This window comes from Herbaspirillum sp. CAH-3, assembly GCF_009668275.1.
Taxonomy (GTDB): Bacteria; Pseudomonadota; Gammaproteobacteria; order Burkholderiales; family Burkholderiaceae_D; genus Herbaspirillum; species Herbaspirillum aquaticum.
In genome coordinates, this window is the sequence record NZ_VSWE01000037.1 from 1 (window position 1) to 12,018 (window position 12,018).

Genomic DNA, 12,018 nt, shown 5'->3' on the forward strand with positions numbered 1-12,018 from the left:
GAGTTTGTGCGATCACCCGCAGAAAGATGCGCAGCACCATGCTCAGCACCGCTCCGTCGCGTTGCATGAAGTACCGCAACCTCTTGGGCACGGAGAGCACCCACTGGCGCACCGGCAGGCGGGGGAATACGTGATCGTTCAGGTGCGCTGCTGTCTCCACCATGCGCCGGGTGGTGCACGAGGGGCAGACTCCCCGGCCTTTGCAGGAGAAGGCTACAAAGTAGTCGTGCCCACAGTCGCCGCAGCGAGCGCGGGCAAAGCCATGGGCAAAGATGCCGCACTCAAGATACTTGGCAAACGCTTTGCGCACGAAGGGCTTGGGGGTGTGGTGGTCGCCCTGGCCGTCGAACTGACCCGCGCTGGCCAACTCTAGCCAGGTCTCGTAGTGCTCGGCTACCGTTTGGTACAGCAGCGTGCGTTCGGGGTGGCGTGGGTTGTAGAGCTTGGGCTTGGAAGTGGCTGACATGAATGCTGTACAAATGCACAGTATTCTGCGGCGATTGTTTGGGTACGCAAAGCACAAGGCCCGAACCGTCGCCAGTTCGGGCCTTGTCAGGGTAGCTTGGCTGCGGACTTACTTGCGCGCAGGCGGCACATCCGTGCAGCTGCCATGCGCCACTTCCGCCGCCATGCCGATGCTCTCGCCCAGCGTCGGATGCGGGTGGATGGTCTTGCCGATGTCCACTGCGTCCGCACCCATCTCGATAGCCAGCGCGATCTCTCCGATCATGTCGCCCGCGTGGGTGCCGACCATGCCACCGCCCAGGATCTTGCCGTGGCCCCGGCCAGCATGGCCGTCTCCTGATCCTGCTTCGGGGCTGTCGTCGAACAGCAGCTTGGTGAAGCCTTCGTCGCGGCCGTTGGCAATGGCGCGGCCCGAGGCCGTCCAGGGGAACAGGCCCTTCTTGACCTTGATGCCTTGGGCCTTGGCCTGGTCTTCCGTCAGGCCCACCCAATGCCAGCGCGGCTGACAAGCGGAGGCCGATTCATGAAAAGATTGGATACGATGGCCAATGCTCGTCTTTTCGATGGCATAATATCTGCTTTGCGACGTGTAACACACTATTTATACATATCATGCAAACGCTCAGCATCCAGCACGGTACCCTCGTCACGATGGATCAGTACCGCAGAGTCCTTGGGGATAGCTGGGTTCACGTGCAGGATGGACGGATCGTCGCGCTCGGAGTGCACGCCGAGTCGGTGCCTCCGCCAGCGGATCGGGTGATCGATGCACGCGGCAAGGTCGTGTTACCCGGTTTCATCAATGCCCACACCCATGTGAACCAGATCCTCCTGCGCGGAGGGCCCTCGCACGGGCGTCAACTCCATGACTGGCTGTTCAACGTTTTGTATCCGGGACAAAAGGCGATGAGACCGGAGGACGTAGCGGTGGCGGTGAGGTTGTATTGTGCGGAAGCTGTGCGCAGCGGGATTACGACGATCAACGACAACGCCGATTCGGCCATCTACCCAGGCAACATCGAGGCCGCGATGGCGGTCTATGGTGAGGTGGGTGTGAGGGTCGTCTACGCCCGCATGTTCTTTGATCGGATGGACGGGCGCATTCAAGGGTATGTGGACGCCTTGAAGGCTCGCTCTCCCCAAGTCGAACTGTGCTCGATCATGGAGGAAACGGCTGTGGCCAAAGATCGGATCACAGCCCTGTCAGATCAGTATCATGGCACGGCAGGAGGTCGTATATCAGTTTGGCCCGCTCCTGCCACTACCCCGGCGGTGACAGTTGAAGGAATGCGATGGGCACAAGCCTTCGCCCGTGATCGGGCGGTAATGTGGACGCTTCACATGGCGGAGAGCGATCATGATGAGCGGATTCATTGGATGAGTCCCGCCGAGTACATGGAGTGTTACGGACTCTTGGATGAGCGTCTGCAGGTCGCGCATTGCGTGTACTTTGACCGGAAGGATGTTCGGCTGCTGCACCGCCACAATGTGAAGGTCGCGTCGCAGGTTGTGAGCAATGCCTACCTCGGCTCAGGGGTGGCCCCCGTGCCAGAGATGGTGGAGCGCGGCATGGCCGTGGGCATTGGAACAGATGACGGGAATTGTAATGACTCCGTAAACATGATCGGAGACATGAAGTTTATGGCCCATATTCACCGCGCGGTGCATCGGGATGCGGACGTGCTGACCCCAGAGAAGATTCTTGAAATGGCGACGATCGATGGGGCGCGTTCGTTGGGAATGGACCACGAGATTGGTTCCATCGAAACCGGCAAGCGCGCGGACCTTATCCTGCTTGACCTGCGTCACCCTCAGACGACTCCTCACCATCATTTGGCGGCCACGATCGTGTTTCAGGCTTACGGCAATGAGGTGGACACTGTCCTGATTGACGGAAACGTTGTGATGGAGAACCGCCGCTTGAGCTTTCTTCCCCCTGAACGTGAGTTGGCGTTCCTTGAGGAAGCGCAGAGCCGCGCCACAGCTATTTTGCAGCGGGCGAACATGGTGGCTAACCCAGCTTGGCGCAGCCTCTAGGAAATGACGCCGTTGCTGCATCCGCCGCCCCTTGAGGAAATCGCTGCCATCTTGGCGCGGCTCGGATTGGGGGGCGGACATGACCTTGATGGATACAGAATTGCCATGAATGCGGCACTTCCGTCCTTCGCTCGTGTGGTAATCTAAAAATAACCTATGGAACACACGAAATTTGAATCAAGCATGCTGCAGATCGCAATCGAGGAGGCGGAAGCAAGTTTCCTAGAGGGAGGCCTTCCCATCGGATCGGTACTCGTCCACCGCGGCAAGCTGGTCTCACGCGGACGCAATCTCCGGGCGCAGACCGGCAGCACTCTCCATCACGCAGAAATGACTGCGCTCGCCAACGCCGGTCGGCAACCGCCGGAATTTTATCGAGAAACTGTGCTCTACACGACGCTTTCGCCCTGTCCAATGTGCACAGGAGCGATGATCCTATATGGTATTCCCAAGGTCGTGATCGGCACCCCAACCGTTCGCGAGTGGGGTGAAGATCGTCTGCGGGAGCTAGGAGTCGAGGTCGTGCACACCCGCAGTGAGGCCTGCGCGGAACTGCTCTCCCGTATGATCACGCAGCAGCGTGAGCTGATCCGGGAAGATGGTGGCAATTTTTTTGCGCAAGCAGGGGTGTGACCGCCATGTACAATGCGGCCAAACTCGGTAGTGAAGCGGTCCACCGTCGTTGCAATCGGTGGAAATGCGCTTCTCATTGAGGGCCAAAAGGGCACTATTGCGGAGCAAATAGAGAACGCGCTGGACATGGCCCGTCAGCTAGCCAAAATGACAACGTCCATTTAGCTTGTGAGAGATGTCAATGGAAACCCATAGTTATGTAGACGTCGTAATTCGTAACGCGCGTCTTGCCGATACGGAGGGAATTGTCGATATTCTTATTCACGATGGGCGCATTGCGTCCATCGTGAAGTCGACAAAAACAAAAGGATCGGTGGAGATCGATGCTCATGAGGGTCTGGTCACTTCCGGCCTGGTAGAGCCTCACACCCATCTCGATAAGGCCCTGACGGCAGATCGGGTTCCCGCAGGAAGCATTGGCGACCTTGGAACGCGACGAGGCCTTGAGATGGCAATTCGGGCCACCCGTGATATCAAGCGTACGTTCACGGTTGAAGATGTTCGAGAACGGGCCATACGTGCGGCCCTGATGGCATCCCGTGCGGGAACCACCGCATTGCGGACACACGTCGATGTCGACCCGATTGTCGGCCTCGCAGGTATCCGTGGTGTCCTTGAGGCGCGTGAAGTCTGCGCGGGATTGATCGATATCCAGATCGTCGCCTTCCCTCAGGAGGGACTCTTCTGCTCTGCGGGGGCCGTGGACCTCATGCGGGAGGCGATCAAACTGGGCGCGGATGCCGTCGGCGGCGCACCCGCGCTGGATGATCGCCCGCAGGACCATGTCCGAGCCGTTTTTGACCTTGCTGCTGAGTTCGGCCTGCCCGTAGACATGCACGTCGATGAGTCCGACCGGCGGGAAGACTTTACGCTTCCCTTTGTGATTGAAGCTGCCCGTGAACGGCGTGTGCCCAATGTGACCGTCGCGCACATCAGCTCGCTGTCCGTACAGACGGATGACGTAGCACGGTCGACCATTGCCGCCCTTGCGGACGCCGATGTTAATGTCGTGGTTAATCCGATCATTGTCAAAATTACGCGGCTGAGTGAATTACTCGATGCCGGAGTCTCCGTAATGTTTGGCTCGGACAACCTGCGGGATCCGTTCTATCCGCTCGGAGCGGCGAATCCCCTTGGATCAGCCATTTTTGCCTGTCAAATTGCCGCGCTGGGAACACCGCAAGATCTCAGACGGGTATTCGATGCGGTCACCATCAACGCTGCCCGCATGCTGGGATTCCCCTCACTTTTAGGCGTCGTGGAAGGGGCAGTCGCGGATCTCGCAGTATTCCCATCGGCGACGCCCGAGGAGGTTGTTCTGGATCAACAGTCTCCGCTCTTCGTACTCAAGGGCGGACGTGTCGTTGCCATGCGATTGGCCGCTGGATCAAGGCCAGAGTAACTGCCGGTGTCGATGCGGTGGCCGCTGCAGCCCGCAGTGGCGTACTGCGCGTGGATGATGAACTCCATTTGTCGCCATTGCCCGCAGAGGACGAAGACCCAGAAGTGACCAAGCTGCGCGCGGCTTTGGATCACCGCATCGGTGAGGTTCAATTGCCGGAAGTGATTCTGGCCGTTGACGCCCAGGTGCGCTTTAGCTGGATCATGCTCGGACGTGAGCCGCGCTCTACCGACGAGCTGCTGATGGTCTATGCCGGCATCATGGCCCACGGCACCAGTCTGACTGCGGTCGAATGCGCGCGCATGATTCCGCAATTGTCTGCCACCAGCATTCGCCAGGCCATGCGCTGGGCGCGGGACGAACGGCGTCTGAGCCAGGCCTGCCAGGCTGTGCTGGAATTCATGCAGCGACACCCGATTGCCGCCACCTGGGGGCGGTCCGATTTGGCATCTTCTGACATGATGACCATGGAGACCACCAAACGGGTGTGGCAAGCCCGGCTTGATCCTCGGCGCAACACACCTTCCATTGGAATCTACTCCCATGTAAAAGACCGGTGGGGCATCTTCCATGCGCAGCCCTTTGTGCTCAATGAGCGCCAGGCGGGCGTGGCCATTGAAGGTGTCATCCGCCAAGAAAAGCTGGAGACCAGCCAGCTTGCTGTGGATACCCATGGCTACACCGACTTTGCCATGTCACATGCCCGTTTGCTTGGTTTTGATCTTTGCCCGCGGTTGAAGGAACTCAAACAGCGCCACCTCTTTGTGCCACGCGGCACCAAAGTGCCCGCAGAAATCGCTGCGGTGTGCGAAGCCAATGTCGACGTCGCTTTGATCGAAAAGCATTGGGATAGTCTGGTGCACCTGGCAGCCTCGGTCATGAGCGGACATGCCAGTGCGGTGGCAGCTCTTGCGCGGTTCGGTTCTGCCGCCCAGGGCGATCCAATCTATGAGGCTGGCGTGCAATTGGGGCGGTTGCTGCGTACGGCGTTTTTGGCTGACTACTTTGTCAAGGACGCTTTCAGGAACGAGTTGCGCCGGGTGCTCAATCGGGGCGAGGCTGTTAACGCCCTCAAGCGCGCCATTTATACCGGCCGGATCAGCCCGGCGCAGGCCAAACGTGTCGATGAAATGCAGGCTGTGGCCGATGCGTTGAGCCTGATGGCCAACATCGTGATGGCGTGGAATACCTCACAGATGCAGGCGGTCCTGGATCGCTGGTCGAACCGCCGCCAGGTCATTCCACCGGAACTGATCGGGAAGATTGCGCCCACCAGGCTGGAGAGCATCAACTTGCGGGGTGTGTTTCGCTTCCCGGTTGACCGCTATGCTGACCAAATCCTGCCTTCGCGGCCAAATGCATCGATAACTGGCACCAATGGATGAAACCGACCACGGTTTGACGCCACGAATCGCAGATTTGAAAGTGAACAGGAAAGTCAATGAAATCAACGATCTACCAACACCACCTCCGCGCCAGTGCTAGCTTTTCGTACCGTCACTTATTGCACTGAAAACGAGGAGACCCCCTCTTCCATCGTTTGCAGCTCGTGTGCCATCCGCGCAATAACGCGCAGTCGCGCGTAGGCCCGGTCCGCATCACTGCTGAACGGTTCATTGGCGACGATACCGACGACATGGCTAGCGTTTTGTTGTACTTCCTGGGCAAAGGCTTGCCGGGCTGCATGAAGGCTTTCGCCCGCCAGCTGCAAAGAACGCAAAGTGTTCGCTGAAATAGACATAGAGACTCCCAAGGTTGCATCTTCGCCCTCGGCACTGCGCGATGCAAGTTTTGTCAAAGACCTGAGTGTAGAGAAACACCCATTGGCGAAGAACTGGGGTACGTCAATGCAGATGGACTGCCGGTTCAGCCGCGCCGCGCTGTCGAACTAGAGGGCGCGAGAAAAGAAGGGTCGCGCATACGAGGGGAATTAGCAGTGCAGCGGCGTGCGGACCACGTCAGTCCTGCAAGCACTCATCGCGACGCCGATTTGAGCAGCCTTGAGGGCGGGTACGTCGTTGACGCCGTCCCCAGTCATCGCGACCACATCGCCTTGTTTGCGAAAACCCTGCAACAGCCGAATTTCCTGTTCGGGCTGCACCCGACAAAGCACGTGAGTGTCAGCTAGGCGCGCTGCCAGTGCTGTGTCATCCAGTTGGTTTAACTCTGGGCCTATCACTGATCGCCCGTCGGCGACCAAGCCTGCTTGTCGTGCGATGGCCAGGGCTGTGTGGGGATGGTAACCCGTGATCATCACGACCCGGATACCTGCACATCGGCACTCGGTGATGGCAGCCGGCACATCCGGTCTCACTGGATCCTTCAGCGCAACCAGTCCCACGAACTCGATGTCGTGCTGGCCGCTGGGCAACTCACCTGAGGGAAAGAAGGAGCAGGTGATCATCACCTATTGGGAACGGCTCTACTGTGAAGGGCGTTGGCCGCTGCACGAATTCGTCATCGTTGCATCAGCGATGTTGATGGACTGGGCAGGCTGATTGCATCGCCAGCGCGCTGGCGGTGCACCGCGGCGAAACGAGCAGGTGGTATGCGTCCCAGCCACTCCTCTGAGCCCGCATCTCTGTCTCCTGACCGTGCAGCACGGCTGCTTGCGTTGGAATATTTCGTTGAGATTGCCACCGGTCCCGCGAAGACGGTGCACCAAGAGTGAATCCACATCCGCGCCAATGTGGACCATCCTACCGAAGGACTGGTTTCCAGTCTTGCCTTGATGCATCTCGGGATCGCGCTCCCCGCTTTCATCTTGAGGGTTCATGCCCGGCGCATCAATGGTGCTCATCAACTGGCGCAACCAGGCACCCGGGCTGTGCAACTGCCTTGGCACAGTCCTTGCTTACGTTCTTGTATCCAAGATTGAATTCTTCAAAATGGTGCATTCCAACCTCCGTTCTTCAGACAACGCCTCTTCCATGGAGGGCATAGCGTCTCAGTTTGCTAAGGAGGCCTGGCTTCTACGCTGCGAGCCAGCGTTAGCGGGCACTGCTGGGGGGCCGCTCAGCGGACTTCGTTTTGCTGTCAAGGACAACATTGATGTTGCGGGCCTGCCAACTACAGCCGCCTGCCCCGCTTTCGCGTACAGCGCAGCCGCCCACGCGGTGGTCGTGCAGCGCCTTCTGGAGGCCGGGGCAACGCTGGTCGGCAAGACCAACATGGACCAGTTCGCCTGCGGGCTCAATGGCACGCGCACACCGCACGGTGCAGTGCCCAATGCATTCAACGCTGCGTATGTGTCGGGCGGGTCGAGCTCCGGCTCGGCTTACGTGGTGGCAACCGGCCAGGTGGACTTTGCGCTGGGCACCGATACGGCCGGCTCGGGCCGGGTGCCTGCCGGCTTGAACAACATCGTGGGCCTGAAGCCGACCAAGGGCCTTATCAGCGCCCGCGGGGTGGTGCCGGCTGCACAGAGTGTTGATTGCGTTTCCATATTCGCGCGCACGGTGGATGTGGCCGCCTCCGTACTGCAAGTCGCGCAGGGGTATGACGCCCAGGACCCCTACAGCCGGCAACTCGCATTGGCATGTCAGCCCGTGCCCGAAGGCTTTCGCTTTGGCGTGCCGGATGTGCTCGATTTCCTTGGCGACGGCGCTGCCGAAGCGGCGTTTGCCGAGGCGGTGAACCGGCTGCGTTCGCTGGGCGGTACGTCGGTCCCCATCGCCTATGAGCCGCTGGCGAAGACCGCGGCCCTGCTGTACGAAAGTGCACTCGTTGCCGAGCGCTACGCCGCGGTGCGCTGCTTCTTTGATCAAAACGCCAGCGAAGTGGTGGAACCAGTGCGAAGCATTCTGGCCAGCGGGCGCAGCTACAGCGCGGCAGATCTGTTCGATGCACAGACTCGCCTGCGGGCGCTGGCCCAGCAGGTGGCACCGCTGTGGCAGGGCCCAGACGCAGTTGATGTGATGCTGCTGCCTACGGCCCCCACACACTACACCATTGCAGCGATGGACGCGGACCCTGTAGCACTCAACCGCAATCTGGGCGCGTACACGAATTTTGTCAATTTGCTGGACTATGCCGCCATCTCGGTGCCAAGCAGCCTGAGGCCCGATGGCCTGCCGTTTGGAATCACCCTCGTCGGCCCGTGCGGCAGCGACTGGCGGCTGGCTGAACTTGGCCAGCGCTACCACCAGGCCACCGGTCTGACACAAGGTTCCACCGCCCAGCCGCTGCCTGCACCGGGCGCCATTCCCGGCTTGGTCGCGCCGGCCACGGTACGGGTCGCCGTGGTGGGCGCGCATTTGTCCGGCATGCCCCTCAATGGCCAGCTGACAGAGCGTGGCGCGCGCCTGCTGGGCCCTGCCGAAACGGCGCCCGACTACCGTTTCTTTGCCTTGCCCGGGACCGTGCCGCCCAAGCCCGGGCTGCTCCGAGTGGAGCCGGGCGCGGGCGCACGCATCGCACTGGAAATCTGGGAGATGCCGGCCGAGCATTACGGCTCGTTCGTGGCGCTGGTGCCCGCGCCCCTGGGCATCGGAACCCTGGCGTTGGACGATGGGACCACCGTTCAAGGATTTGTCTGCGAGGCCCTTGCCACAGCGGGCGCGCAGGACATCTCGCATCTCGGCGGCTGGCGTGCCTATCTGGCTTCGCTACGAAGCAACGCCTGAGCTGCCCTGCAAGTCTCCCCTCACGTTCACCACCCCCCCTTCTACGTATGACGACTCGAAATAATATACTATCAGTCCCTCCTGGACTACGCCTCTTTCATCGGGGGGATCTCGACGGGTTCTTTGCTCTTGGGCTGGATAATATGCTCATGCTGATATTGATGAGCAACTTTTGCCTCGGTTTCCCGCTCTATATGCCCCGGGAGTTGTTTTTTGAGCGTATTTTACCTGCAGCCGCGTTGGGTCTTGTCATCGGCAACCTCTATTATGCGAGACAGGCTTGGAGGCTTGCGCAGCAGGAAGGGCGAAGCGACGTCTGTGCACTGCCGTTCGGCATCAACATCATCTCCTTAATCGCCTTTGTTTTCCTCGTACTTTACCCAGCGAAATTCATCGGCGAGGCACAGGGATTGACCGGGGATGATGTCGCTATCTTTGCTTGGCGGGCCGGTATACTGGCTTGTTTCGTCTCGGGGCTCATCGAGTTCTTCGGCAGTTTCGTGGCGGAGAGTATCCGTCGATTTACGCCACGGGCTGCGCTGCTCGCACCCGTTGGAGGCATTGGCCTCTGTTTCCTTTCGATGGACTTTTTCTTTCGTGCCTACGCCTCTCCGCTTCTCGGGCTCGTCACACTCGGTGTCACATTTCTGTTCTATTTTGGACGGCTTCGCATCAAGGGTGGGATCCCTTCCGGCCTGATCATCCTGGTGACCGGCACTGGCCTAGCGTGGATGCTCCATTTTGTCCAAGGCGCGCAGGTAGTCCCGGTCGGAAACCTCGCTGATGCCCGCCTCGCTTTCTATCCGCCAGTTCCTGTGTTGGGCGATCTGGTCGCTTCGTTCTCGATGCTTCCCCTGTTTCTGCCTGTAATTCTCCCCATCGGATGCATCAGTGTGATCATGTCCCTGCAAAACATTGAATCTGCGACGGCCGCCGGGGATCGCTACCCGATGCTGCCTTCAATGCTTTATAATGGCGTATCGTCGATTCTCACGGGCGCGTTCGGCAGCCCGTTTCCGACGAGCATCTACATCGGGCACCCGGGTTGGAAGGCGATTGGGTCGCGAGTGGGTTACTCTGTGCTCAATGCGGTGTTCGTATCTATTCTTTGCCTGACAGGTGCCTTGAGCTGGGTGGTCTACTTCGTCCCCGTGGAAGCGGGCATGGCGATCCTGATCTGGATTGGGGTGGCAATGGCCTCGCAGGCTTTCGAAGCGTCTCCTGCGCGGCACATTCCAGCTGTGGTGGTCGGAATGATGCCCGTGCTCGCGGCATTTTGTGCGCTCCTTGTGAAAAAGACCCTTGTCTCCCTAGGCTTCGGCGGCGCGGACAAACCGTTTCCAACGGACATGGGTGACACGTTCGTCTCGACGACCGATTTTTTTGTGCAGGGCATGCTCTCGCTGGAGCAGGGCTACGTATACACCTCAATGGTTCTTGGTGCTGCGACCGTATATATCATTGAGCGGCAGTTTGGCCGAGCGGCCATTTGGTTCTTGATCGGGGCTGCACTCTCAGGGATCGGCTTCATCCACAGTTTTGTGATTGAACAAGCGGATGTGGTGGGGCGGATAGGGTTCTTTTTCACGGCTCCGGCCACCATGGCCTACCTACTCCTCGCGGCCGTAACGTGGTTGCTTCCCCGATTCTCTGAGGCCGATCCGGAAAAGGGTGTAATCTAAAAATAACCTATGGAACACACGAAATTTGAATCAAGCATGCTGCAGATCGCAATCGAGGAGGCGGAAGCAAGTTTCCTAGAGGGAGGCCTTCCCATCGGATCGGTACTCGTCCACCGCGGCAAGCTGGTCTCACGCGGACGCAATCTCCGGGCGCAGACCGGCAGCACTCTCCATCACGCAGAAATGACTGCGCTCGCCAACGCCGGTCGGCAACCGCCGGAATTTTATCGAGAAACTGTGCTCTACACGACGCTTTCGCCCTGTCCAATGTGCACAGGAGCGATGATCCTATATGGTATTCCCAAGGTCGTGATCGGCACCCCAACCGTTCGCGAGTGGGGTGAAGATCGTCTGCGGGAGCTAGGAGTCGAGGTCGTGCACACCCGCAGTGAGGCCTGCGCGGAACTGCTCTCCCGTATGATCACGCAGCAGCGTGAGCTGATCCGGGAAGATGGTGGCAATTTTTTTGCGCAAGCAGGGGTGTGACCGCCATGTACAATGCGGCCAAACTCGGTAGTGAAGCGGTCCACGGTCTTACGAGGCTTCAGAAAATTCCTTTCGATGAGGATCTTATTGAGCGGGTAAGGGCAGCTCGCGGAGGCTCGCCGCGCAACACGCGAGTGTCGCGTGCCATCGACTTGATTTGACGATTGAACCAGCTTCTGTCTTTCGCCCATGACTGATCGGGCCACGGCTAGAAAACGAGTACTGGGCGGCTAGCTTTGCGGAATTTAATCTGATTCACCTATGGATACGTCATCGCTTATAAAAGTGGCGCAGTCTGGGCCGGACGATGTAGGGGCGCTCGACCGAGCGCTTGCGGCGGCGGGTATCCCTCACAGGAAGATCACGGGTATTCTCGGGAAGACGGAGGGTAACGGCTGCGTCAACGACTACACACGCGGATTCGCCACGGCAGCCCTGCGGCACTATCTGCAGCAATTCATGGAGATGACTGCGGTGGATGCTGTGCCGATCATCATGTCGGGTGGCTGTGAAGGAGTGATTTCTCCTCATCTCACTGTATTCTTTGACGTTGATGTGCCCACGGATAGGAAATTCAACCGCATGAGGCCAAGTATGGCACGAGTTTTGGGCCTCGAAACACGTTCGGCCAAGGAAGGTTGAGCGCTCGCTTGCCGCTCAATGGCAAGAGCTTGGGAGGCAGTATGCA

10 protein-coding genes and 2 pseudogenes are annotated in these 12,018 nt (G+C 59.2%); 8 read left to right on the forward strand and 4 right to left on the reverse strand.

What is annotated here, in order from left to right:
• Together FYB76_RS26320 and FYB76_RS26325 are read right to left on the reverse strand one after the other, a co-directional pair.
• Positions 1–466, reverse strand: a 466-nt coding sequence (locus tag FYB76_RS26320) for a transposase zinc-binding domain-containing protein (RefSeq protein ID WP_195724726.1), incomplete at its 3' end; no start/stop codon positions are given.
• 108 nt (positions 467–574) lie between these two features.
• Positions 575–961 (reverse strand): annotated as a pseudogene (locus FYB76_RS26325) (dihydrolipoyl dehydrogenase); the annotation flags it as partial.
• Between the two features lie 116 nt (positions 962–1,077).
• Between FYB76_RS26325 and FYB76_RS26330 the strand changes: the two are divergent.
• From FYB76_RS26330 to FYB76_RS26345, 4 genes and pseudogenes are all read left to right on the forward strand, one after another.
• Positions 1,078–2,502 (forward strand): amidohydrolase, encoded by a 1,425-nt coding sequence (locus FYB76_RS26330; protein WP_154135585.1) that lies wholly within the window; start codon positions 1,078–1,080, stop codon positions 2,500–2,502.
• A gap of 183 nt (positions 2,503–2,685) precedes the next feature.
• A complete protein-coding gene (locus FYB76_RS26335; RefSeq protein WP_040435306.1) occupies positions 2,686–3,135 on the forward strand; it encodes a nucleoside deaminase in 450 nt (149 codons plus the stop codon).
• 181 nt (positions 3,136–3,316) lie between these two features.
• Positions 3,317–4,537, forward strand: a complete 1,221-nt coding sequence (locus tag FYB76_RS26340; protein ID WP_195724727.1) for an amidohydrolase family protein — start codon at positions 3,317–3,319, stop codon at positions 4,535–4,537.
• Positions 4,528–5,922: pseudogene (locus tag FYB76_RS26345) on the forward strand (Tn3-like element IS1071 family transposase); the annotation flags it as partial. The gene FYB76_RS26340 and the pseudogene FYB76_RS26345, both read left to right, overlap by 10 nt.
• 116 nt (positions 5,923–6,038) lie before the next feature.
• Here the strand turns inward: FYB76_RS26345 and FYB76_RS26350 are convergent.
• Positions 6,039–6,278, reverse strand: a complete 240-nt coding sequence (locus FYB76_RS26350; RefSeq protein ID WP_229297113.1) for a hypothetical protein — start codon at positions 6,276–6,278, stop codon at positions 6,039–6,041.
• Positions 6,279–6,467: 189 nt separating this feature from the next.
• Positions 6,468–6,941, reverse strand: a complete 474-nt coding sequence (locus tag FYB76_RS26355) for an HAD-IC family P-type ATPase (RefSeq protein WP_047219924.1) — start codon at positions 6,939–6,941, stop codon at positions 6,468–6,470.
• 526 nt (positions 6,942–7,467) lie between these two features.
• Here FYB76_RS26355 and atzF point away from each other — a divergent pair.
• The 4 genes from atzF (at position 7,468) to FYB76_RS26375 (ending at position 11,972) form a co-directional block, all read left to right on the forward strand.
• Complete coding sequence (atzF, locus tag FYB76_RS26360; RefSeq protein WP_047219927.1) at positions 7,468–9,162, forward strand: allophanate hydrolase; 1,695 nt, start codon at positions 7,468–7,470, stop codon at positions 9,160–9,162.
• A 149-nt stretch (positions 9,163–9,311) separates the two neighbouring features.
• Positions 9,312–10,844 (forward strand): NCS2 family permease, encoded by a 1,533-nt coding sequence (locus FYB76_RS26365; protein ID WP_154135587.1) that lies wholly within the window; start codon positions 9,312–9,314, stop codon positions 10,842–10,844.
• Between the two features lie 36 nt (positions 10,845–10,880).
• Positions 10,881–11,330, forward strand: coding sequence for a nucleoside deaminase (locus tag FYB76_RS26370; protein WP_040435306.1), 450 nt, complete (start codon positions 10,881–10,883; stop codon positions 11,328–11,330).
• Positions 11,331–11,591: 261 nt separating this feature from the next.
• Positions 11,592–11,972 carry a ring-opening amidohydrolase gene (locus FYB76_RS26375; protein ID WP_064987548.1) on the forward strand — a complete coding sequence of 127 codons (381 nt, stop codon included), beginning with the start codon at positions 11,592–11,594 and terminating at the stop codon, positions 11,970–11,972.
• Positions 11,973–12,018: the final 46 nt, after the last annotated feature.

Excerpts from the sequence above, each read along its gene's own strand:
- FYB76_RS26370 (WP_040435306.1), top strand. The coding sequence starts at position 10,881 with ATGCTGCAGATCGCAATCGAGGAGGCGGAAGCAAGTTTCCTAGAGGGA.
- FYB76_RS26365 (WP_154135587.1), top strand. The coding sequence starts at position 9,312 with ATGCTGATATTGATGAGCAACTTTTGCCTCGGTTTCCCGCTCTATATG.
- FYB76_RS26340 (WP_195724727.1), top strand. The coding sequence starts at position 3,317 with ATGGAAACCCATAGTTATGTAGACGTCGTAATTCGTAACGCGCGTCTT.
- FYB76_RS26350 (WP_229297113.1), bottom strand. The coding sequence starts at position 6,278 with ATGTCTATTTCAGCGAACACTTTGCGTTCTTTGCAGCTGGCGGGCGAA.
- atzF (WP_047219927.1), top strand. The coding sequence starts at position 7,468 with ATGGAGGGCATAGCGTCTCAGTTTGCTAAGGAGGCCTGGCTTCTACGC.
- FYB76_RS26355 (WP_047219924.1), bottom strand. The coding sequence starts at position 6,941 with ATGATCACCTGCTCCTTCTTTCCCTCAGGTGAGTTGCCCAGCGGCCAG.
- FYB76_RS26330 (WP_154135585.1), top strand. The coding sequence starts at position 1,078 with ATGCAAACGCTCAGCATCCAGCACGGTACCCTCGTCACGATGGATCAG.
- FYB76_RS26335 (WP_040435306.1), top strand. The coding sequence starts at position 2,686 with ATGCTGCAGATCGCAATCGAGGAGGCGGAAGCAAGTTTCCTAGAGGGA.
- FYB76_RS26375 (WP_064987548.1), top strand. The coding sequence starts at position 11,592 with ATGGATACGTCATCGCTTATAAAAGTGGCGCAGTCTGGGCCGGACGAT.